The 22,068-nt window shown below is 63.6% G+C and carries 24 protein-coding genes; 15 read left to right on the top strand and 9 right to left on the bottom strand.

Annotation, left to right across the window (positions count from 1 at the left end; genetic code table 11):
* Position 1: 1 nt before the first annotated feature.
* The 4 genes from JAB4_RS27375 to JAB4_RS27360 form a co-directional block, all read right to left on the bottom strand.
* Positions 2 to 592, bottom strand: coding sequence for a DUF2946 family protein (locus tag JAB4_RS27375; protein WP_070220372.1), 591 nt, complete (start codon positions 590 to 592; stop codon positions 2 to 4).
* Positions 585 to 1,622 (bottom strand): alpha/beta fold hydrolase, encoded by a 1,038-nt coding sequence (locus JAB4_RS27370; protein WP_070220370.1) that lies wholly within the window; start codon positions 1,620 to 1,622, stop codon positions 585 to 587. Before JAB4_RS27370 ends, JAB4_RS27375 begins: the two co-directional genes overlap by 8 nt.
* Positions 1,622 to 2,047, bottom strand: a complete 426-nt coding sequence (locus JAB4_RS27365) for a nuclear transport factor 2 family protein (protein WP_070220368.1) — start codon at positions 2,045 to 2,047, stop codon at positions 1,622 to 1,624. The genes JAB4_RS27370 and JAB4_RS27365 overlap by 1 nt, the downstream gene beginning before the upstream one ends.
* Before the next feature lie 72 nt (positions 2,048 to 2,119).
* Positions 2,120 to 2,314, bottom strand: coding sequence for a zinc-finger domain-containing protein (locus JAB4_RS27360; protein ID WP_070220739.1), 195 nt, complete (start codon positions 2,312 to 2,314; stop codon positions 2,120 to 2,122).
* Between the two features lie 258 nt (positions 2,315 to 2,572).
* Here JAB4_RS27360 and JAB4_RS27355 point away from each other — a divergent pair, with 258 nt between their 5' ends.
* The 11 genes from JAB4_RS27355 (at position 2,573) to JAB4_RS27305 (ending at position 13,805) form a co-directional block, all read left to right on the top strand.
* The gene (locus JAB4_RS27355; RefSeq protein WP_070220366.1) at positions 2,573 to 3,319 is read left to right on the top strand and encodes an AzlC family ABC transporter permease; all 747 of its coding nucleotides are present in this window, start codon (positions 2,573 to 2,575) and stop codon (positions 3,317 to 3,319) included.
* Entirely contained in the window at positions 3,312 to 3,662 is a 351-nt protein-coding gene (locus JAB4_RS27350; protein ID WP_070220364.1) for an AzlD domain-containing protein, read from the top strand. The genes JAB4_RS27355 and JAB4_RS27350 overlap by 8 nt, the downstream gene beginning before the upstream one ends.
* Before the next feature lie 77 nt (positions 3,663 to 3,739).
* Positions 3,740 to 4,951 carry a phosphoglycerate kinase gene (locus JAB4_RS27345; protein WP_070220362.1) on the top strand — a complete coding sequence of 404 codons (1,212 nt, stop codon included), beginning with the start codon at positions 3,740 to 3,742 and terminating at the stop codon, positions 4,949 to 4,951.
* A 113-nt stretch (positions 4,952 to 5,064) separates the two neighbouring features.
* Positions 5,065 to 6,513 (top strand): pyruvate kinase, encoded by a 1,449-nt coding sequence (pyk, locus tag JAB4_RS27340; protein WP_070220360.1) that lies wholly within the window; start codon positions 5,065 to 5,067, stop codon positions 6,511 to 6,513.
* 82 nt (positions 6,514 to 6,595) lie between these two features.
* Positions 6,596 to 7,660: a class II fructose-bisphosphate aldolase gene (gene fba / locus JAB4_RS27335; protein WP_070220358.1), complete on the top strand. Its 1,065-nt coding sequence runs from the start codon at positions 6,596 to 6,598 to the stop codon at positions 7,658 to 7,660.
* A 106-nt stretch (positions 7,661 to 7,766) separates the two neighbouring features.
* The gene (locus JAB4_RS27330) at positions 7,767 to 8,660 is read left to right on the top strand and encodes a phosphoribosylaminoimidazolesuccinocarboxamide synthase (RefSeq protein ID WP_070220356.1); all 894 of its coding nucleotides are present in this window, start codon (positions 7,767 to 7,769) and stop codon (positions 8,658 to 8,660) included.
* Between the two features lies 1 nt (position 8,661).
* On the top strand, positions 8,662 to 9,159 hold the full coding sequence (gene purE / locus JAB4_RS27325; RefSeq protein ID WP_070220354.1) for a 5-(carboxyamino)imidazole ribonucleotide mutase: 498 nt from the start codon (positions 8,662 to 8,664) through the stop codon (positions 9,157 to 9,159).
* Positions 9,160 to 9,174: 15 nt separating this feature from the next.
* Positions 9,175 to 10,371: a 5-(carboxyamino)imidazole ribonucleotide synthase gene (locus tag JAB4_RS27320; protein ID WP_070220352.1), complete on the top strand. Its 1,197-nt coding sequence runs from the start codon at positions 9,175 to 9,177 to the stop codon at positions 10,369 to 10,371.
* Complete coding sequence (locus JAB4_RS27315) at positions 10,368 to 11,387, top strand: L-threonylcarbamoyladenylate synthase (RefSeq protein WP_070220350.1); 1,020 nt, start codon at positions 10,368 to 10,370, stop codon at positions 11,385 to 11,387. Before JAB4_RS27320 ends, JAB4_RS27315 begins: the two co-directional genes overlap by 4 nt.
* Positions 11,388 to 11,628: 241 nt before the next feature.
* Positions 11,629 to 13,020 carry an SGNH/GDSL hydrolase family protein gene (locus JAB4_RS27310; protein ID WP_070220348.1) on the top strand — a complete coding sequence of 464 codons (1,392 nt, stop codon included), beginning with the start codon at positions 11,629 to 11,631 and terminating at the stop codon, positions 13,018 to 13,020.
* A 98-nt stretch (positions 13,021 to 13,118) separates the two neighbouring features.
* Positions 13,119 to 13,805 (top strand): OmpW family outer membrane protein, encoded by a 687-nt coding sequence (locus tag JAB4_RS27305; protein ID WP_070220346.1) that lies wholly within the window; start codon positions 13,119 to 13,121, stop codon positions 13,803 to 13,805.
* Positions 13,806 to 13,843: 38 nt separating this feature from the next.
* On the opposite strand, the gene JAB4_RS27300 is transcribed toward JAB4_RS27305, so the two are convergent.
* Positions 13,844 to 14,350, bottom strand: coding sequence for a flavin reductase family protein (locus JAB4_RS27300; protein ID WP_070220344.1), 507 nt, complete (start codon positions 14,348 to 14,350; stop codon positions 13,844 to 13,846).
* A gap of 177 nt (positions 14,351 to 14,527) precedes the next feature.
* Here JAB4_RS27300 and msrA point away from each other — a divergent pair, with 177 nt between their 5' ends.
* Entirely contained in the window at positions 14,528 to 15,061 is a 534-nt protein-coding gene (gene msrA, locus JAB4_RS27295; protein WP_070220342.1) for a peptide-methionine (S)-S-oxide reductase MsrA, read from the top strand.
* Between the two features lie 22 nt (positions 15,062 to 15,083).
* Here msrA and JAB4_RS27290 read toward each other — a convergent pair whose 3' ends face one another.
* Both JAB4_RS27290 and pdxH read right to left on the bottom strand, forming a co-directional pair.
* Positions 15,084 to 16,319 carry a cyclopropane-fatty-acyl-phospholipid synthase family protein gene (locus JAB4_RS27290; RefSeq protein ID WP_070220340.1) on the bottom strand — a complete coding sequence of 412 codons (1,236 nt, stop codon included), beginning with the start codon at positions 16,317 to 16,319 and terminating at the stop codon, positions 15,084 to 15,086.
* A gap of 127 nt (positions 16,320 to 16,446) precedes the next feature.
* Positions 16,447 to 17,655, bottom strand: coding sequence for a pyridoxamine 5'-phosphate oxidase (gene pdxH, locus JAB4_RS27285; protein ID WP_070220338.1), 1,209 nt, complete (start codon positions 17,653 to 17,655; stop codon positions 16,447 to 16,449).
* Positions 17,656 to 17,768: 113 nt separating this feature from the next.
* Here pdxH and JAB4_RS27280 point away from each other — a divergent pair, with 113 nt between their 5' ends.
* A complete protein-coding gene (locus JAB4_RS27280; protein WP_070220336.1) occupies positions 17,769 to 18,632 on the top strand; it encodes a tRNA threonylcarbamoyladenosine dehydratase in 864 nt (287 codons plus the stop codon).
* Positions 18,633 to 18,641: 9 nt separating this feature from the next.
* Here JAB4_RS27280 and thpR read toward each other — a convergent pair whose 3' ends face one another.
* Positions 18,642 to 19,160, bottom strand: coding sequence for an RNA 2',3'-cyclic phosphodiesterase (gene thpR / locus JAB4_RS27275; protein WP_070300533.1), 519 nt, complete (start codon positions 19,158 to 19,160; stop codon positions 18,642 to 18,644).
* Positions 19,161 to 19,255: 95 nt separating this feature from the next.
* Between thpR and JAB4_RS27270 the strand changes: the two genes are divergently transcribed.
* Together JAB4_RS27270 and cysK are read left to right on the top strand one after the other, a co-directional pair.
* Complete coding sequence (locus tag JAB4_RS27270; RefSeq protein ID WP_083287011.1) at positions 19,256 to 19,720, top strand: FKBP-type peptidyl-prolyl cis-trans isomerase; 465 nt, start codon at positions 19,256 to 19,258, stop codon at positions 19,718 to 19,720.
* Positions 19,721 to 19,805: 85 nt separating this feature from the next.
* A complete protein-coding gene (cysK, locus tag JAB4_RS27265; RefSeq protein WP_070220332.1) occupies positions 19,806 to 20,738 on the top strand; it encodes a cysteine synthase A in 933 nt (310 codons plus the stop codon).
* Here the strand turns inward: cysK and JAB4_RS27260 are convergent.
* Entirely contained in the window at positions 20,699 to 22,012 is a 1,314-nt protein-coding gene (locus JAB4_RS27260; RefSeq protein ID WP_070220330.1) for an SGNH/GDSL hydrolase family protein, read from the bottom strand. The genes cysK and JAB4_RS27260 overlap by 40 nt on opposite strands.
* Positions 22,013 to 22,068: the final 56 nt, after the last annotated feature.

Raw genomic sequence — 22,068 nt, 5'->3', positions numbered from 1 at the left:
CCTATTCGGCTTGCGGCATCGGCTGGAAGTCGAAGGTTTGCGGCACGGCGTCGTAGCGCAGCGGCTGCACGGCGATCTCCTTGCCGTTATGCAATAGGGTCAGCTTGCCCCGGCGCTCTTCCAGCCACGCCAGCAAGGCCTCGTCGCTGGCCACCTGACCATCGACGTGCAGGGCGTCCAGCACTTGCGCCATGTCGCGGTCATCGACCTGCGCCACGACCTCGCCCTGGCGCAAGATCAAGACGCCGTTGTCGCACCAATACACCTGCTCGATCTGTTCCAGCGGCGCGCCCGTCTGCAAGACAAAACCGTGCTGCGGGTCGCTGCGGGCGATGTAGGGCGTCGCTTCCAGATTTACATACACGCGCTGCGGGCCGTTCTGGAAGAACCAGCAGCCTCGTTCGTCATGGCCGTAATTGCGGTTGATAAATCCCAGTAGGGCTTCGTGGGCGATCTTGTCGCCAGGCAGTTGTCGCTGTTGCGCATGCTGGTCGCGCATGCGCCAGTGGCCGCGCGCGTCCAGGCCCAGCCAGCCGTAGCAGTGCGGTACGTTCGGCCATTTGGCCAGGGCCTGTTTGACGAGTTCATCCATGTGTAGCGTTTTCCGTGTGCGTTTGCGAACTGCCAGCGTGACAGGTTTGCGGGGCCGGCGGCGCCATGTTGCCGCCCTCAAAAAAATGGAGCAGGCGCTGTGGCAGCCAGCGTGTGCTGCCCGGCAACTTGCCTGCCGCAAAGCCGACGTGGCCGCCGTGGCGCGGATACTCGAGCGTGACCGTCGGCGCGGCGCTGCGCGGCAGGAAGCGCCCGGGCAGGAAGGGATCATTCTGCGCATTCAGCACCAGGGTCGGCACGGTGATGTCCTGCAAGACGTGCTTGGCGCTGGCGCGGTGCCAGTAATCGTCGGCGTCGCGGTAGCCGTGCAGGGGCGCCGTGACGACATTGTCGAAGGCGTGCAAGTCGCGCGCGGCCAGCATGGCGTCGCGCGCGAACAGGCCGGGAAACTGTTCCAGCTTGGCCAGGCATTTCGGTTTGAGCGTGTTCAGGAACATGCGCGTGTAGAGCCGGTTCGCGCCCGAAGACAAGGCCTTGCCCCCTTGCGCCAGGTCCAGCGGGGCCGACACGGCCGCCGCCGCATCGATGAAATCGGCCTGGTGCTGCGACTGGCCCAGCCAGCACAGCAGGGCGTTGCCGCCCAGCGAGACGCCGGCCGCATAAAATTTCCCCGTGGCGCGCGGGCGCAGGCGCTGCACGATCCAGTCCACTTCCTGCGCATCGCCCGAATGGTAAAAGCGGGGCGCCAGGTTCGCTTCGCCCGAGCAGCCGCGAAAGTGCGGCACGGCGCCCGACCAGCCGCGCGCGGCCACCTCGGCCATCAGGGCGCGCGCGTAATGGCTGTTCGACGAGCCTTCCAGGCCGTGGAACAGCAGCACGAAGGGCTGGCCCGGCTGGCCGTCGACCAGGTCGACGTCGACGAAGTCGCCATCGGGCGCTTGCCAGCGTTCGCGGCGGAAGGCCACGGCCGGCTTGGCGAGGCACACGGCAGGATAAATCGTCTGCGCGTGGCCGCCAGGCAGCCAGAGCGGGGCGGTATAGGGGGCGTTGTCAATAAGCGGCAAAGACATCAGTGCAGTATCTGCGTTCCCGTGGCGTCGGCCGGCGCGCCGCCCGGGGCGATGGACGCGTGGTGCAGCACGATGCGCCAGCCGCGCGGCGTTTTCACATACACATTCGTGGCCAGCAGATGCGCCGGTGCGCCGTCTTCATTGGTGACGCCTTCGATGACCGTGTGCACCGAACTCATCAGATTGTGCGTTTCATGCAGCTGCGCGGGCACGATGTGCAGGCCGCCGCCGGCCAGGATGGTTTCCCACGAGGCGCGGATGGCGGCATGGCCGATCAGGCGCGCGCCGCCCGGGTGGATGCAGACGATTTCTTCATCGTCGGCCCATAGCGCCATCAGCGCTTCGAGGTCGGCGCGGTGCAAGGCATCGTAGAACGCCGCTTCGACTTCCGCGGCGCTGCCATTGAGTTCTTTCAGACGTTTCATGACGACTCCGGGCTGAACGGTATAACTTGATGCACATAAAAACGGCGCGCTGGGGGCGCGCCGCTGGGCAGTTTAATGATGGCCGGCGCTGGCGCCTTCCTTCAGGGTGTAGGCCGTGCCGCAGTACGGGCACTTGGCGATGCCGTCTTTGTTGAATTCCAGAAACACGCGCGGATGCGATGACCACAGCGGCATGGCCGGGTTAGGGCAGTGGGCTGGCAAGTCTTTACCGTCGAGTTCGACCGCTGGCTGGGTGGTTTTTGTCATCTTGTCATGCTCCGTGAGGCTGTATGGATGGAAGTCGGCTGCTGCCAAAAGTACGATTTTAACGGATTCAGGCAGACAGCAAAAATCATGGCTAAAATGGCGGCTTGATCATCTTCGGCTGCGGCGCGGGTTTTCGCGGAAATATGGCGGCTGCAGCGCCACACTGACTGGATTTGCCTTGCCGGTATCACCGTTGCCGCCCTTGTCGTCTTACACCATTGTTGTGCAGTTACCACACTCAGCCTGCCGGGGGCTCGCATGAACACCCGCGTGAACGCCGTCCCGGCCAGCAGCGATGATGCCTTGCTGAAAGATGCCTGGCGTGCCGGCCTGAACCTGGGGGCGCCCACCCTGCTGGGCATTGCCGCCTGGGGCATGGTGGTGGGCGTGGCCATGGTGAAAAGCGGCTTGACCGTGGCGCAGGCGGGCGCCATGACCCTGTTTGTCTTTGCCGGCTCGGCCCAGCTTGCATCCTTGCCCCTGCTGGCCGCGCAAGCGCCCGTGTGGGTGATCTTCGCCACGGCCCTCGTCGTCAATTTGCGTTTTGTGATCTTTTCCGTGCTGCTGGCCCCGCATTTCGCCCATCTGCCGTGGCGCCAGCGCTTCGCGCTCGGCTATGTGGCCGGCGACATCACGGTGGGCCTGTTCCTGCAGCGCTATCCGCACGAAACGCCGGACCCGGCCAAGCTGCCTTTCCTGAAAGGCTTGATCTACCCCAACTGGCTGGCCTGGCAAATCGGTTCCTTCATCGGCATCGTGCTGGGCGCCGTCGTGCCGGCCGAATGGGGGCTGGGTTTTGCGGGCACGCTGGCGATCCTGTGCGTGACGGTGCCGCTCATCCTCAGTCGCGCCGCCTTGTGCGGCGTGCTGGTGGCGGGCACGGTCGCCGTGCTGGCGTTCAGCCTGCCGTATAAGCTGGGCTTGCTTGTGGCCGTCGTGGTGGGCATGGTCAGCGCCATGGCCGTGGAAGAATTGACAGAAAAATGGACAAAACGCCATGTTTGACGGCATAGCCTTGGGCAGAGCAGACGTGTGGATCGCCATCGCCGTGCTGGTGGTGGCGACTGCCGCCACGCGCAGCACCTTCTGGCTGATCGGCCACCACATCACCATTCCGCGCCGCGTGGGCGAGATGCTGCGCTATGCGCCGGCCTGCGCGCTGGCGGCCATCATCGCGCCCGACATGCTGATGGAAGGGCCGCAAGTGCACTTTGACTTGTCGAATCTGAAACTCTTGTCGGGTATTGCCGCCACGCTCTTTTTCGTGATTCGCCGCAATATGCTGCAAACCATCGTGTTCGGCATGCTGGTTTTCACGGGCTTGCGACTGTTGCATGTTTTTCAGTAAAGCAGGACAAATCGGCGATTTGGTCTGGTCATTGCGGTAAAATAGCGCACTTCCTTCCACTCGTCATCTGGATCGCCATGTCAGCTGTTCTCAACTTCATCCGTCTGCAAGATTTGATCGCCCAAAATGCACTGCAAGGCAAGCGCGTATTCATCCGCGCCGACCTGAACGTTCCGCAAGATGACAGTGGCAAGATCACCGAAGATACGCGCATCCGCGCTTCGGTGCCGGCCATCCGTGCCGCCCTCGACGCTGGCGCCGCCGTCATGGTGACGTCGCACCTGGGCCGTCCGACGGAAGGCGAGTTCAAGCCGGCCGACAGCCTGGCGCCCGTGGCGGCCCGCTTGTCCGAGCTGCTGGGCCAGGAAGTTGCATTGAAACAAAACTGGGTCGACGGCGCCGGCCTGGAATCCCTGGCTGCCGGCCAGGTCGTCCTGCTGGAAAACGTGCGCGTCAACAAGGGCGAAAAGAAAAACAGCGATGAGCTGGCGCAAAAAATGGCGAAATTGTGCGATATCTACGTCAATGACGCGTTCGGCACGGCCCACCGCGCCGAGGCGTCCACGCACGGCATCGCCAAGTTCGCGCCCGTCGCCTGCGCCGGCCCGCTGCTGGCCGCCGAACTCGATGCGCTGGGCAAAGCGCTGCACGCGCCCGCCCGCCCGCTGCTGGCCATCGTTGCCGGTTCGAAAGTATCGAGCAAGCTGACCATTTTGAAAGCCCTGTCCGACAAGGTCGATAACCTGATCGTCGGCGGCGGCATCGCCAATACCTTCATGAAAGCCGTTGGCTTGAACGTCGGCAAGTCGCTGGTGGAAGCGGAACTCGTCGACGAAGCGAAAGCCATCATCGACATCATGGCCAAACGCGGCGCGCAAGTGCCGATTCCCGTCGACGTCGTGTGCGCCAAGGAGTTTTCGCCGACAGCCGCCGCCACCGTCAAGGACGTGGCCGACGTGGCGGATGACGACATGATCCTCGATATCGGCCCGAAAACGGCAGCCCTGCTGGCGCAGCAGATCGCCGCCGCCGGCACCATCGTGTGGAACGGCCCCGTGGGCGTGTTCGAATTCGACCAGTTCGGCAACGGCACCAAGACCCTGGCCCTGGCGATTGCCGAGTCGAAAGCATTTTCGATCGCCGGCGGTGGCGACACCCTGGCGGCGATTGCCAAATACGATATTACGGATAAAATCAGCTATATCTCGACGGGCGGCGGCGCTTTCCTGGAGTTCCTGGAGGGCAAGACACTCCCGGCAGTGGAAATCCTGATGCAACGCGCCGGCTAAGACGGAGCGTTCAGCAGTTCAGTACCAAGCGCAGCCTGACCGCTGCGCTTTTACCTTGCCGGCGGCTGTCTCAAACCGGCCTTGCTCACCTTCGCTCGCGCACAAGGATTCCTATGCCACGTGGTACAAAAATCGTAGCAACAATCGGCCCCGCCTCCACCGACTTCGATATCCTGGTCAAAATGATACGTGCGGGCGTCGACGTGGTGCGCTTGAATTTTTCCCACGGCAAGGCGCAGGACCATATCGACCGCGCCGCGCTGGTGCGCCTGGCGGCGGCTGAATGTGGCCGCGAAGTGGCCATCATGGCCGACATGCAAGGGCCGAAGATTCGCGTCGGCAAGTTTGAAAACACGCGCATTCAGCTCGAAGCGGGCGAGCGCTTCATCCTCGACGCCAAGTGGGGAGAAAACGGCGAGCTGGGCAACCAGGAACGGGTCGGCCTCGACTACAAGGCCCTGCCGCGCGACCTGCACAAGGGCGACGTGCTGCTGCTAAACGATGGCCTCATCGTGCTGATCGTCGAGCGCATCCACGGCAGCGAAATCCACACCACCGTCAAGATCGGCGGTGAGTTGTCGAATAACAAGGGCATCAACCGCCAGGGCGGCGGCCTGTCCGCGCCCGCGCTGACGGCCAAGGATATGGAAGATATCAAGACGGCCATGAGTTTCCAGGCCGATTATCTGGCCATTTCCTTCCCGAAATGCGCGACCGACATGGAAATGGCGCGCCAGCTGGCCAATATCGCCGGCGAACCGTACCACCACAAGCCGATGATGATCGCCAAGATCGAACGGGCGGAAGCCATTCCTGCTTTGCAAGAGATTCTCGACGCCTCCGACGGCATCATGGTGGCGCGCGGCGACCTGGCCGTCGAGGTGGGCAATGCGGCCGTGCCGGCCCTGCAGAAGCGCATGATCAAGATGGCGCGCGCGTCGAACAAGCTGGCGATCACGGCCACGCAGATGATGGAATCGATGATCGTCAACGCCGTGCCCACGCGCGCGGAAGTGTCCGACGTGGCCAATGCCGTGTTGGACGGCACGGATGCCGTCATGACGTCGGCCGAAACGGCCTCGGGCAAGTACCCGATCGAGACGGTGGAAATGATGGCCGCCATCTGCGTCGAAGCGGAGCAGTCCGAATACAACAAGCTCGATGCCGACTTCCTCAACGTCACGTTTACCCGCATCGACCAGTCGATCGCCTACGGCGCGCTGTTTACGGCCCACCACCTGCGCGTGAAAGCCATCGTGGCGCTGACGGAATCGGGTTCCACCGCCTTGTGGATGAGCCGCCACAGTATCGATACGCCGATCTATGCGCTCACGCCGAGCGTCACGACTTTGCGCAAAGCCGCGCTGTACCGTAATGTTCGGGCGTATCATCTGATGCAGAACGCTCCCAGCGCGCAAGTGCTGAAGCAGGCGGAAGAGCTGCTGGTGGCGCAGGGTATCGTCAAAAAGGGCGACATGATCGTCGTCACCTGGGGCGAACCGATGGGCCAGGTGGGCGGTACGAATGCATTAAAGATTGTGACAGTCGGCGAATTTGAATAAGGCCCAAGAATTCCGGCGCCGGCGCGGTTGTTGACCACCGCGAAGCGCCGCAACGGTTTCTATTGTTATCTGGAGTATTACCATGTCTCTCGTATCCATGCGTCAACTGCTGGACCATGCCGCCGAAAACGGCTATGGCATTCCTGCTTTCAACGTCAACAACCTGGAACAAGTGCAAGCCATCATGGCTGCCGCCGATGCGCTCAACAGCCCGGTGATCATGCAGGCGTCCGCCGGCGCGCGCAAGTACGCCGGTGAAGCGTTCCTGCGCCACCTGATCGACGCCGCCGTCGAAGCGTATCCGCACATCCCGGTCGTCATGCACCAGGATCACGGCCAGTCGCCGGCCGTCTGCATGGCCGCCATCCGCTCGGGTTTTACTTCCGTGATGATGGACGGTTCGCTGGAGGCGGACGGCAAGTCGGTCGCGTCGTACGAATACAACGTGGAAGTGTCGCGTGAAGTGGTGAAATTCTCGCACGCCATCGGCGTGACGGTGGAAGCGGAACTGGGCGTGCTCGGTTCGCTGGAAACCATGAAGGGCGACAAGGAAGACGGCCACGGCGCCGACGGCACCATGACGCGCGAGCAACTGCTGACGGATGTGGCGCAAGCGGCCGATTTCGTGCAGCGCACCCAGTGCGACGCCCTGGCGATCGCCATCGGCACCTCGCACGGCGCCTATAAATTCACGCGCAAGCCGACGGGCGACATCCTGGCCATCGACCGCATCAAGGAAATCCACGCGCGCATCCCGAACACCCACCTGGTGATGCACGGTTCCTCGTCGGTGCCGCAGGAATTGCTGGCCATCATCCGCGAATTTGGCGGCGACATGAAGGAAACCTACGGCGTGCCAGTCGAAGAAATCCAGGAAGGCATCCGTCACGGCGTGCGCAAGATCAACATCGACACCGATATCCGCCTGGCGATGACGGCCGCGATCCGCAAGTACCTGTTCGAAAACCCGTCGAAATTCGACCCGCGCGACTTCCTGAAGCCAGCCCGCACCGCCGCCGAGCAAATCGTGCGCGCGCGCATGCAGGCTTTCGGCTGCGAAGGCCAGGCGTCGAAAATCAAGGTCATCACGATGGAAAAAATGGCCGAGCGCTACAAGGCCGGCGAGCTGGCGCAAATTGTGAAGTAAAATTCTGTCTGGAACGGGCCGGAAGCAATGCTCCGTGCCCGATTTTCTCGACCGGCGGGCGCCTTCCCTGCCTGCCGGTTTCGTTTCATCCAACTATTCCCCCGCTATGAACAGCCTCTATCAGACTTCCATCCACTCCCTGCCATTGCTGGGCCACGGCAAGGTCCGCGACAACTACGCCGTTGGCGACGACAAGATCCTGATCGTCACCACGGACCGCCTGTCGGCCTTCGATGTCGTCATGAACGAGCCTATCCCCGGCAAGGGCAAGGTCCTCAACCAGATGAGCGATTTCTGGTTCGAGAAGCTGGGCCATATCGTGCCGAACCACCTGACCGGCGTGGCGCCGGAGTCCGTGGTGGCGCCCGAGGAAGTGGAGCAAGTCAAGGGCCGCGCCGTCGTGGCCAAGCGCCTGAAGCCCATCATGGTCGAGGCAGTCGTGCGCGGCTACATCATTGGTTCGGGCTGGAAAGATTACCAGGACACGGGCAGCATCTGCGGCATCAAGCTGCCAGCCGGCCTGCAACAGGCGGAAAAGCTGCCGGAACCGATCTTCACCCCGGCGGCCAAGGCCGAGCTGGGCGAGCATGATGAAAACATCAGCTTTGCGGAAATGGAAGAGCGCATCGGCGCGGAACTGGCCGCCAAGATGCGCGACGTCGCCATCGCCCTGTACAAGACGGCCGCCGAATATGCGGCCACGCGCGGCATCATCATCGCCGACACCAAGTTCGAATTCGGCCTGGACGACAATGGCGTCATGCATCTGATGGATGAAGTGCTGACGGCCGACTCGTCGCGCTTCTGGCCCGCCGATTCCTATCAGCCTGGCATTTCGCCGCCGTCGTTCGACAAGCAATTCGTGCGTGACTACCTGGAAACGTTGACCTGGGGCAAGACCGCACCGGCGCCGGCGCTGCCGGCCGACGTCATCGAAAAAACCCAGGCCAAGTACTTTGAAGCCATCGAACGCCTGACGGGCGAGAAGCTGAAGGCCTGAGATGAGCGAGCAGAATAAGCCGCTGGTCGGCGTCATCATGGGTTCGTCTTCGGACTGGGACGTGATGCAGAACGCGGTCGCCATCCTGAAACAGTTTGGCGTGCCGTACGAAGCGCAAGTCATTTCCGCGCACCGCATGCCCGATGAGATGTATGCGTATGCGAAAAGCGCACGCGCGCGCGGCTTGCGCGCCATCATCGCCGGCGCCGGCGGCGCCGCCCACCTGCCTGGCATGGTGGCGGCGATGACCATCGTGCCCGTGCTGGGCGTGCCCGTGCCGTCGAAGTATTTGCGCGGCGAAGATTCCATGCTGTCGATCCTGCAAATGCCCAAGGGCGTGCCCGTGGCCACCTTCGCCATCGGCGAAGCGGGCGCGGCGAATGCGGCGCTGACGGCCGTGGCGATGCTTGCCGCCAACGACGACGCCCTGGCCGAGCAGCTGGAAGCCTTCCGTGCCACGCAAACGGCCGCCGCCAAGGCCATGGTCTTGCCTGAATAATGTGCTTGAAAAATAATGAATAGTAAATCGACTTCCCCATTGCTGCCCGCGGCCAACCCACCGGCATGGCTGGGCGTGATGGGCGGCGGCCAGCTCGGCCGCATGTTTGCCCAGGCCGCCCAGAGCATGGGCTACCAAGTGGCCGTGCTGGAACCATCGGACGCCTGCCCTGCGGGGCAGGTGGCGCAGCGCCTGGTCAATGCCGGCTACAGCGATGCGGCCGGACTCGACGCCCTGGCCGCGCAGTGTCTGGCCGTCACCACGGAATTCGAGAACGTGCCGGCCGACAGCCTGTCGCGCCTGGCCGAACGCGTGTTTGTGGCGCCCAACGCCCACGGCGTGTCGGTGGCGCAAGATCGCATCGCGGAAAAGCGTTTCTTTGTCGCCTGCGCCGCGAAATCGGGCGTGCTGCCGGCGCCGCATACGGTGATCGCCACGCAGCTTGACATCGACGGCATCGCCGACGACTTGCTGCCAGGCATTTTGAAAACCGTGCGCATGGGCTATGACGGCAAGGGCCAGTTCCGCGTGCGCACGCGCGACGACGTGCGCGCCGCCTTCGCGGAAATGGGCGAGGTAACTTGCCTGCTGGAAAAGATGCTGCCGCTGGCCTATGAAGTGTCCGTGCTGACGGCGCGCGGCGTGGACGGCGCATCGGTCGTGTATCCGATCGCCGAAAACGTGCACCGCGACGGCGTGCTGTTTACTACCACGGTGCCGGGCCCGAACGTGTCGGACGAGAGCGCCGCCAGGGCGCAGCGGGCGGCGCAGGCGATGGTTGCCGAACTCGGCTATGTCGGCGTGCTGTGCATCGAGTTTTTCGTGCTCACCGACGGCAGCCTGGTGGTCAACGAAATGGCGCCGCGCCCGCATAACAGCGGCCACTACACGATGGATGCCTGCGTCACCAGCCAGTTCGCGCAGCAGGTGCGGGCCATGGCGCGCCTGCCGCTGGGCGAGGTGCGCCAGCATTCGCCGGCCGTGATGCTCAACCTCCTCGGCGACGCCTGGTTTGCCGACGGCAGCGATGTCGCCAGCGAGCCGGCCTGGGACCGTATCCTGGCGCTGCCGGGCGCGTGTCTGCACCTGTACGGCAAGGACGATCCGCGCCGTGGCCGCAAGATGGGTCACCTGACCTTCATCGCGGCCACCTTGCCGGAGGCGCAGCGGCGCCTGCGCGATGCGTGCCTGATCCTGGGAATCGCGCCGTGAGCGTGCCCGCACACGACCTGGCGGCGGCGGCCGCCGTGCTGGAAGCGGGCGGCCTCGTCGCTTTCCCGACGGAAACCGTGTACGGCCTGGGCGCCGATGCGGAAAACCCGGCCGCGGTGGCGCGCATCTATGAAGCCAAGGGCCGTCCCTCGGACCATCCCGTGATCGTGCACGTGGCGCCGGGCGCCGACCTGGCGCACTGGTCCGATGATATTCCAGTCGAGGCGGAACAGCTGGTGGCCGCCTTCTGGCCCGGCCCGCTGACCCTGATCGTCAAGCGCGCCGCGCATATCCCCGATGCCGTTTCCGGCGGCCAGGATACGGTGGGCTTGCGCTGCCCCTCGCATCCGGTGGCTATCGAACTGCTACGCACTTTCAAGGGCGGCAACGGCGGCCTGGCGGCGCCGTCGGCGAACAAGTTCGGCAACGTCAGCCCCACCACGGCGCAGCACGTGCGCGATGAATTCGCGGCGGAGCTCGACAGCGGCTTGCTGGGCCTGGTGCTCGACGGCGGGCAGAGCGACGTGGGCATCGAGTCGACCATCGTCGACCTGTCGCGCCTGGCCACGCACGGTCCCGTGTTGTTGCGTCCCGGCCATATCAGCAGCGAGCAGATCGCCGCCGTCATTGGCCGCGCACCGGCCGTGGCCGACGCGGCCGCACCGCGTGCCTCGGGCACCCTGGAATCGCACTATGCGCCACACACGCCTGTTGCGATGCAGCACAGCGACGACGTGCGCGCCACCTTGAACCGCCTGCTCAATGACGGGCGCCGCGTGGCCCTGATCCACTACTCGGATCTGCCGCCGGCCAGCGCCAGCGTGCGCCTGGCGGCCAGCCCGGAAAACTACGCACATGCGCTGTATGCCTCGCTGCGCACGATGGACCAGGTCGGCGCCGAGCTGATCCTCGTCGAAGCGCCACCGACCGGCCCCGCGTGGCTCGGCGTCAACGACCGTTTGCGGCGTGCCGCGTTCGGCTCAAGTGGTATCTTGCAGCAATTCCTGTCCGTCTGAAAAAAGCCCCGCAAGGGGCTTTTTCTTGATGCAGCGCAATAGCAATGCTTGCCACGAAACATAGTAAATCCTCCATAATTCAGCAGATCGCCCGGCCATCACAGGGCGCAGGCGGTGTTGTTATTTCGTTGATTTTTAAAGCATATTTTCTATACAAGCCTCATGAACGATGGCATATTAGTTGGGTAACGAATAGCACGCCCGTTCGTTTAGAAACCATAAAAAAGACCGAGGAGACAAAATGCATCAAACAAAATTTGCGCTGGCCGTGCTGGCTGCGGCTGTCCTTGCAGGTTGCGGCGGCGCCAGTGGCGGTGATCAAACCTTGAAAGTCAAGTACACGGCGCAGGTGTCGTTCGGCGACAGCCTGTCCGATGTCGGTTCGTATGCCGTGGGCACAGTGCTGGCGAAAGGTGGCGGCAAGTTCACCATCAATGGCGACAATACCAAGATCAATCCTGAACTGACAGGCAAGAACTGGACCGAGCACCTGGCCGCGCAATTCGGCCTGGCCGCCCCATGCGCCGCCGAGACTGGCCTGGAAGGCAATGCGGCAAAAGGCTTGTCTGTTCCACGCGTCAAGCATCCGGGCTGCTACGGCTACGCCATGGGCGGTTCGCGCGTGACCAACCCCGTCGGTCCGAACAACAAGTTGACGGGCAGCGAGCTCGGTGCCCTGACCGTGCCCGTGGTGACGCAGATCGCGAACCACCTGGCTGCTTCCGGGGGCAAGTTTAGCGGCACAGAAGCCGTCTTCGTGATGGCGGGCGGCAATGACGTGCTGTTCCAGCTCGGCGCATTGCAGGCCGGTGCGACGGCGGCCGGCAAGACGGCGGGCGCCGATGCGGGCGCCAAGGCTTTTGCCACCAATTTAACCATGGCCCTGGCCGCCGGCGCGCCCAATCCCGCCACGGCGGCCGCCTCCATCGGCGCCGCCATCCAGACGGCCAGCGCGGCGCCTGGCGCCACCTCGGCGACCATCGTCGGTGCCGCCGTGCAAGCGGCCGTGATTGCCGGCAATACGGCGGTAGGCGCGCTGGAAGTGTATGGTCCGTTGGTCACCAAGGCGCAAGCCGATGCGACGGTCACCGGCAATGCTGCCGGCGCCAAGGCCGGCGCCGATTATGCGGCGGCCCAGGGGCCGTTGCTGATTGCCGCCATGAAACAAGCGGGTACTGAACTGGTGGCGCTGGTCAAGGATCAGATCATCGCCAAGGGCGCCAACTATGTCATCGTCAACAACTTGCCGGACGTGGCCGGTACGCCATCGGGCTTGAGCAAGGATGCCAATACCAAGACGCTCATCAATGCCATGGTCAGCGCCTTCAATGGCGAACTGAGCGGTGGCCTGAGCGGCAATGCGAAAGTCTTGCTGGTCGATGTGTTTGCCGTCAGCCATGACCAGGGCGTCAACCCTGGCCCGTATGGCTTGACCAATGTCAGCGAGACGGCGTGCGACCTGACCGCACCTGGCAATATCCTGGGCAGCTCGCTGGTGTGCAATGGCTCGAACCTGAAAGCGGGCGACGTCAGCCACTACGCGTATGCCGACGATGTGCACCCTACGCCGTTCAACAACCTGTTGCTGGCCCGTTATGTGGCCAAGGACATGGTCGTGCGGGGCTGGCTGTAAGGAATCGCCGCGCCAGCCGCGTCCCGGGGACGGGGCTGGCGCCGGCAGCGACAAGACTGGATAGCCCGGCTATCCGCACATAATGATCAGGAGACAAGATGAAAAATCGTTTGAATACCGCTGTACGCGTGCTGGCCGCCGCCGCCGCGATGGCCATGGCGACGGGCGCTTCGGCGCAAAGCGCAGGCACCTGGATGGCCAAGGTCGGCCTCAACAAGATCACGCCGCACGTCGACAGTGGCGACATTTCCGCGCCGGCACTGCCGGGCACGAAGGCCGACGTCAAGGCGGATACCAAGCCCATCCTGACCTTTGCCTACATGATCACGGACAATATTTCCGCTGAAATGATCCTGGGCGTGCCGTACAAGCATGACCTGATGGGCGACGGTTCCATCAAGGGCACGGGCAAGCTGGGGACGGCGGAAGCCTTGCCGCCGACGGCCTTCATCCAGTACCGTTTCTTCCAGCCCAATGCCATGATCCGTCCTTACGTGGGCGCGGGTTTGACGTATGCATATTTCCAGAAGGAAAAAGGCTCGGGCCAGATGACGGCCTTGCTGGCTCCGGGTGGAGCGCCCGTCACTTACCGCATGGACAACAAGCTGGCAGGCAGCCTGGTGGTCGGCAGCACCCTGTCCTTCAACGAGCGCTGGTTTGCCGACGTGGCCGTGGTCAAGACCTTCCTGAAGACCAAGGCGAAATTCTCGACGGGGCAGACGCAGGATATCAAGCTCGATCCGCTCGCCGTGAGTGTCAGCATCGGGTATAAATTTACCCTGTAAAACAAAAAATCCGCCTCGGCGGATTTTTTTTGTCCCGCTCAGGCTGGCGGTGTATTGAACTTACCATTGTGGAAGATCAAGGGCGGCTGCGCGGCAAACGCGCATTGTTCTACTTCGCCCACGAAAATGACGTGGTCGCCTTCTGGATAGCGGCTGCGGTTGTGGCATTCGAACCAGGCCGACGCGCCTTTCAGGATGGGCTGGCCCGTGCGCGACAGTTCGTATTCGACGTTGTCGAAGGGATTCGGCGTGCGCCGTGCAAAGCGCTGCGCCAGTTCCGCCTGCTCGGCGCCCAGCACATTGATGACGTAATGCGAGTTGCCGCTGAAAATCGGCATGCTGTTCGCCACCGTGCCCAGACTCCACAGCACCAGGGGCGGCGACAGCGAGACGGAATTGAAGGAACTGGCCGTCAGACCGCGGAAACTGCCGTCGGCCAGGCGCGTCGTGATGACCGTCACGCCGGTGGCAAACTGTGACAATGCCTGCCGAAAATGTGCCGTATCGAATTCTTGCGCTGGCGCGCGGGGAGAGCGTGTGTTCATGGGTGACCTGTCTATTTGCTGACATTATGCCAAAAATCGGCCACGCCAGCGCAATCGTGGCCGGCATGCCCCTTATGTGCGGTGCATCACGCGCCGTTTCAAGCGGCACTGCAGGCCATGGCGCTTTGCGTTACAGTAATGAAATGATACGTCGCACAGGCGTTGCGGGAGGACATCATGAACCAACAGACGGAAGTGGCGGTATTCGGCGGTGGCTGTTTCTGGTGCCTCGCTGCCGTGTACGCGGAAGTGCGCGGCGTGACGCGCGTCGAGTCCGGCTACACGGGCGGCACGGTGCCCAACCCCACATATGATCAGGTGTGCTCGGGCGAGACGGGCCACGCGGAAGTGGTGCGGCTGGAATTCGATCCCGCCGTCATCCCTTACCACGACTTGCTGGAAATCTTTTTTACCTTGCACGACCCTACCACCCTGAACCGGCAGGGCAATGATGTCGGCACGCAATTTCGCTCCGTTATCCATTATCAGTCGGCGGAGCAGGAAACTGTGGCGCGCAAGGTGCTGGCCGAGATGGCCGGCGTGTGGGATGCACCGATCGTCACGCAGCTGGCGCCGGCATCGGTCTTTTATCCGGCCGAGGATTACCACCAGAATTATGTCGAGCAGCATCCCTTGCAGGGCTACTGCGCCCTCGTTGTCGTGCCCAAGGTGGAAAAATTCCGCGCCATGTACGCCGAGCGCCTGAAGTAAGCGCCCCGCGTGGGCATCAGGATCAGGTCGCCAGCAGGGGCGCCGGCCTGGCGTCCTGCGCATACATGTAGTTGCGCGACCAGGGCAGGGTGGAGGAGCGCCGGCCCGCCTTGACGCAGACGATCTGGTACAGGCTGATCAAATCTTGCTCGAAGGCATAGGCGCAGCCGGCCAGGTAGACGTGCCAGATGCGGAAGCGCCGTTCGCCCGCCAGCGGACGGATCTGCTCGGCATGGGCTTCGAAATTTTCCGTCCACAGGGCGCAGGTGCGCGCATAGTGGCGCCGCAGGTTTTCCACGTCCAGCACTTCCAGCCCCCCTTGCTGCATGGTTTTCAGGACATTGCCGATATGGGCCAGTTCGCCGTGCGGAAACACATATTTTTCGATGAATTCGCCGCCGCCATACGGCGTTTCGCCATTCTCCGGGTCGGTCGAGGTGATGCCGTGGTTCATCGCCATGCCGTCCGGCGCCAGCAGCTTGTTGATGATGGAAAAATAATCGGGCAAATGTTTCAAGCCCACGTGCTCGAACATGCCCACGCTGGTGATGCGGTCGAACTGGCCCGTGACGTCGCGGTAGTCTTGCAGGCGGATGTCGATCAGGTGGGCCAGGCCGGCCGCCGCCACGCGCTCGCGCGCCAGCGCGTACTGGTTTTCCGACAGGGTGACGCCCACGCAGCGGGCGCCATATTGTTGGGCGGCACGCATGACGAGCGCGCCCCAGCCGCAGCCGATGTCGAGCAGGGTCTGGCCCGGCTGCAGCTGGATTTTCTTCAGGATATGGTCGATCTTCTTGACTTGCGCCTGCGCCAGCGTTTCATCGCCGTGTTCGAAATAGGCGCAGGAATACACGAGGGCGGGGTCGAGGAATTGCTCGTAGAAGGCATTCGACACGTCGTAGTGGTAGCGGATGGCTTCCGCGTCCTTGCTCTTGTCGTGCGTAAAGCTGCGCACGATGCGGGCCAGCTTGCCTTCCGGTTTCAAGGTGTTGCGGGCCAGGGCATTGCAGATGGCAATCATGTCCTGGGCCGTGCCCTTGACTTCGATATTGCCTTCCACATAGGCCGAACCCAGGTTGGCCAGCGAGGGGTTCAGCAGATAGCGGGCCGAGGCGACGGTCGGCAGGCGGATGGTGACTGTGGGCGCTTCGCTGGACAGGTCGACATGCTGGCCGTTCCACAATTCTATGCGCAGCGGCAAGGCGGTCTTGCTGCGGATACCGGCAATCCAGGACTTGAGTTGGTTTTGTACAAACAAAATAGCCTCCAATGAAGCGGCCGCTGTTGCGGCCGCAAATTGAGAAACAATGTCATTTAGTAACTTCTACCCTCATAGCCTACACCGATATTGACCAGCTTGCTTTGCGCCGCCTTGACTGTCCTGCTTATGGTTGCAAGCGTTGCATGCTCCATTGCCCGTCAGCACCGCGTGTAAACACGATGCGGTCGTGGAAGCGCGAACGGCGCCCCTGCCAGAATTCGATGCGTTCCGGCTGCAGGCGGTAGCCGCCCCAGTGGGCCGGGCGCGGCGGTGGCGCGTCGCCGACGGCGGCCGCCACGGCCTCGTAATTGCTTTCCAGCGCGGCACGGTCGGCGATAGGGGCGCTTTGCTGCGAGGCAATCGCCGACAAGCGGCTTTGCACGGGGCGCACATTGAAATACTCGTCGCTCTCGGCGGCCGTGGTTTTCACCACCGTGCCCTCGATGCGCACTTGCCGCTCCAGCTCGCCCCAGAAGAACAGCAGGGCGGCGTGCGGGTTGTGTTCGAGCTGCTGGCCCTTGTCGCTCTGGTAATTCGTGTACCAGGTAAAGCCACGCTCGTCGAACTGCTTGATCAGCACGATGCGCGAGCTGGGCTTGCCGTCGGCACTGACGGTGGACAAGCTCATGGCGTTCGGCTCCAGCACCTGGGCTTTGACGGCCTCGGCAAACCATTTCTGGAACTGGGCGATGGGATCGGCCAGCACATCCGTCTCGCTCAGGCTCGATTGCACGTAATCGGTGCGCATGGCCGCCAGCACGGCGGCCGCGTCCGGCTGGGCTGCCGTTGCGGGCGCCTCGGGAGCGATGCCGCGGCGGCGCTGCATGGCCGTGCCCAGCTGCTCCATCTGTTGCGCACTGAACAGGCGTTTGGCCATCGGTGCCAGCTGGCCCTCTTCCTTGCTCATGTGGGCCTGATAGGCGGCCACATAGTCGCGCACGCCATGGGCGGACAGTTGCACGCCCGTGCCGGCCGCGATGGCGTCCAGTTCCGGGCGCAGGGTCAGCCAGGCCTGGTCCATGCGCTGGTGGTCGGCCAGGATTTCCGGCACCAGGGTCACCAGCAGGGCCGCATCGTCGCCCGTGGCCGTGGCCTGCAGCATGGGCATCAGGTCCTGCTCTTCATCGTCATGGTGCAGATGGGCGGCTTTATTGAAATATTGCAACACCGCCTTGGCCGCCTGCTGCGCGTCCGCCGTGTTGCCATGCTGCACCAGGTGGGCCAGCAGGTTTTGCAGGGTCGTCAGTTGCTTGCGGATCTTGTCGTGGCAATGCTTGAGCACGGCGATGGGCTGGTCAAAGCCGGGAACGGAGTCGAACAGGGGAGCGGTCATGGCGAGTTCTCGTGGTGAACGGTGTGGGGGCGCGGCGACAAACGGAGCTTGTCGCTGTGTCAATTCGGCTATTTTAGAATATCCGCCAGCGCAGTGTCCGTTAAAATGGCGCCATGCATACCTCCACCAATGAACTAATTTCCATGGACTTGACCGAGATCGATTTTGAACGGCGTTTCGGCGGCATAGCCCGCCTGTACGGCGCCCCCGCTTTGGCGCGTTTTCGCGCGGCCCACGTGTGTGTGATCGGCGTGGGCGGCGTCGGTTCCTGGATCGTCGAAGCGCTGGCGCGCAGCGCCGTCGGCCGTCTGACCCTGATCGACCTCGACAATGTTGCCGAATCGAACATCAACCGCCAGATCCAGGCCATGAGCGACACCATCGGCAAGGCCAAGATCACGGCCCTGGCCGAACGCATCGAACTGATCAACCCCTTGTGCCAGGTCACGCAGGTCGAGGATTTCATCACCCCCGATAACCTGGAGCAGTTGCTGGGCGGGCGCGATTTCGACTACCTGGTCGACGCCATCGACAATGCCAAGGCGAAAGCAGCGGTGATCGCGTATTGCCGCGCGCGCAACATTCCGATGCTGACCATCGGCAGCGCGGGCGGGCAGACGGACCCGACACTGATCGCCGTGCGCGATTTGTCGAAGACGGAGCAGGAACCGCTGCTCAAGAGAGTACGCAAACTGTTGCGCACCGAATATGGTTTCCCTCGTGGCGTGAAAAACAAATTCAATATCGACGCCGTGTTTTCCATGGAGCCGTTGAGCACGCCAGAGAGTGCGGAAGCGTGCGCCATCGATGGCAGCGCGCCTGCCGGCGTGACGGGCCTGAACTGTGCCGGCTTCGGTTCCAGCGTGGTGGTGACGGCCAGCTTCGGCATGGTGGCGGCCGCCCATGCGCTGAAAAGCTTGCGCCAGGACAAACTTGCTTCAGTGCCAGTGCCAGTGCCAGTGCCGGACGCTGCTTAAGTTCACCGCCTAAGTCAGTTTGCGGCTGGCCACGATACGGTAGTCGCCGCTGCTTTTCAGCGATTCCACCAGCACCAGTTCATCCGCCTGCCAGGCGATGGGCGCGAAGTCCTGGCTTGCCGGCGGCGGCGCCTGGCGCGCCAGGGTCACGTGCGGCGTAAAACGGTCGTGCTCGAAGCGGGGCGCCAGGCCCTGTTGCGCCAGGCTGCGCATGCAGGCCGCGCGCAAGTCCAGCAGGGCCGGCGAGGGCTGCGCCAGGGCGGCCCAGGCCAGCGCCAGCTGCGTGAAGTGGCTGGCGTGATCGAACAGCAAGGGCATGGGGCGCGCCGGCAATTGTGCCAGGATAGCCAGCAGGGCCGGCAGGTCGCTGGCCGGGCGTTGGCCCAGGAAGGCCAGGGTCAGGTGCAGCTTGTCCACGCGCACGGGTTTGCCTTGCAGGCGCGCCTGCCAGGCGGCCAGCGCCGCGCGCGTGGCCGCGTCGGGCCACAGCGCGTAAAACAGGCGGGGGCAATGGGTATCGGGCGACAAGTTTTTCCTATCGTTGCGGCGGTTTGCTATGATTGGTGTTCCCTGCCCACTCGCATTGGCAGGGATCTCACCGAAACTCACTGAAAGAATACATCATGACGCGTAGCTCCGTTTTGTTTGCCCTGATCTGCTCCGTCGCCGTGTCGCTGGCGCAGGCACAGGCGCCAGCGCCTGTTCCCGCCTCCGCCGTCTCGCTGAGCCCTGGCCCTGTCGCCGATAAATTGATTCTGATCGACAACAAGGTCGGCACGGGCAAGGAAGCGTCCGCCGGCAGCAACGTCACCGTGCACTACACGGGCTGGCTGTACCGTCCCCTGGCGAAAGATTCGCGCGGCAAGAAGTTCGACAGCTCCGTGGGCCGTGGCCCGTTCGACTTTCCGCTGGGCAAGGGCATGGTCATCAAGGGCTGGGACCAGGGCGTGGCCGGCATGAAAGTGGGCGGCAAGCGCACCCTGATCATTCCAGGCGAACTGGCTTACGGCCCGCGCGGTGCCGGCAATGGCGACATTCCGCCGAACTCGGCACTGATCTTCGACGTGGAACTGCTGGACGTTAAGTAATTGTTCAGTTTGGCGGCGGCGCATGCTCGCGCTGCCGCCAAAACGCGGTAGACTGGATTCTTCTGTAATTGCTGTGGAGACTCCCATGAACATCGCCAACGACGTCACTGAACTGATCGGCAACACCCCCCTGGTGCGCATCAACCGCATCGCCGCCGGCAGTGTGGCCACCATCCTGGCCAAACTCGAATTCTACAATCCCGCGCACAGCGTCAAGGACCGCATCGGCCTGTCCATGATCGTCGCCGCGGAAGCCGCAGGCAAGATCCATCCCGATACCGTCATCGTCGAGCCCACCAGCGGCAACACGGGCATTGCGCTGGCCATGGTCTGCGCCGCGCGCGGCTACCGCTGTACACTCGTCATGCCCGACACCATGAGCCGCGAACGGCGCATCCTGCTGCGCGCCTACGGCGCCGAGCTGGTGCTCACGCCCGGCAGCGAAGGCATGCTGGGCGCCATCCGCAAGGCCGAGGAAATGGTGGCGGCCGACCCGCGCTATTTGATGTTGCAGCAATTTAACAATCCCGCCAATCCCGCCATCCACCGCGCCACGACGGCCGAGGAAATCTGGCGCGACACGGATGGGCAAGTGGACATCGTCGTCGCCGGCGTGGGCACGGGCGGCACCATTACCGGCATCGGCGAAGTGCTGAAGGAACGCAAGCCCGGCCTGCAAATGATTGCCGTGGAACCGGAAGCGTCGCCGATGCTGTCGAAGGGTACCAAGGGACCGCACCCGATCCAGGGCATCGGCGCCGGTTTCGTGCCGCAAATCCTCAACACGGCCATCTACGACGAAATCATTTGCGTCAAGAACGATGACGCCTTCGCCACGGCGCGCTTGGCCGCCAGCGATGAAGGCTTGCTGGTCGGCATCTCGTCGGGCGCCGCCCTGTGGGCGGCCCTGCAAGTGGCGCGCCGCCCGGAAAACGCGGGCAAGACCATCGTCACCATCATCCCGTCGTTCGGCGAACGCTACCTGAGCACGGCCTTGTACGCTGGACTCGGCGATTGATTTTTATTAAGCAGCAGCGGCAGGTCTATCCCTTCCGCCAGCGCCCGGTTGCCCGCATCGCCCGGGTGCAGATGGTCGCCCGAGTCGTAGGCGGGCAGCAGGCGCAGCGGATGGGCGGGATCGCGCGCCAGTGCGTCGAAGTCGAGCACGGCGTCAAACAGGCCGCTGGCGCGTATCCACGCGTTCAGTTGCTGGCGCAGCGCATCTTTTTCTTTTTGATAATAGTCGCTCAAGGGCGTGCCGGGCAGGGCGCCTGCGAACGGCATCACAGTGGCGCCGATGACGCGCACGCCGCGGCTGCGCGCCTGGGCCACCAGCTGCGCGTAGCCGCTGCTTAATTCTTCCAGTGTCGGTCTTTGTGCCCGAGGCGCGAACGCCGTGCCGGGCCAGCTGATGTCATTGATCCCCAACAAGACGACCACCGTGCGCACACCGGGCTGCGCCAGCACGTCGCGCTCGAAGCGGGCCAGGGCGTTCTCTCCCATGCCGTCGGACAACAGCCGTCCACCGGAAATGCCCGCATTGATCACGGCCACGCCGTGCGGCGCTAGGCGCCGTGCCAGGAAATCGGGCCAGCGCGCATCGATCCCCAGGCTGGCGCTGGTGCCATCGGTGATCGAGTCGCCGAGGATGGCCACGGCTTGCGCCCCCGGCGCCGCCTCCACGTCGATGGCACTCAGTAAAAGGCGCGCCGTGGTGGTCTGCACGCCGGGTGCGTCATCGATGCGGAGGGAGCGCGTCTGGTCCTGCGGCGCAATCCACGCCGTCTCGCGGCCATCCCAGTGAAACGTGGCAGTCGCGCTGGGCTGCGGCAGGTGCACGCTCACCGTCAGGCGCGCCAGGTCCGGCACGGACAGGTCGATGGGGTCGCTGACGAGCGGCGCGCCCGGCGCCATGGTGGCCGCCGGCTGGCCGGAAAACGTCAGCGTGCGCAGGCTGCCCGCTGCGATGGCCGAACCGGAAGCGGCCAGCGCCACGGTGGCCGCACCGATGCGCAGCGGCACCTTGCCGTAGGCATTCGACAGCACGATGCGCACGCGCGGGCCGCCCACGCTGAGGCGCGCCACCTGGCGCACGGTCTGTTCGTGCAGCACGGCGGGCACGTTGGCAGGAAGCACAAAGTCGCTGCCCCACACGGCTTGCGGACTGGCCGTCCAGCTGGCCAGCCAAGTGGAGACGGGGGCTGGTGCAGGTTCGGCGTTGGCGGCCTGGACAGATACTGTGCTCAGGGCCAGGCTCAGCAGGGCGGCGGGGAGGAGGGAATATCGTTGCATGGCGGCTCGCTTTATCAAGGGGAATGTGCGCATGATGAAAGCAAAGCCATTTATGT

Origin of the sequence: Janthinobacterium sp. HH102 (assembly GCF_001758625.2) — a bacterium.
Taxonomy (GTDB): Bacteria; Pseudomonadota; Gammaproteobacteria; order Burkholderiales; family Burkholderiaceae_D; genus Janthinobacterium.
This window is presented reverse-complemented; position numbering and strand designations above follow the sequence as displayed.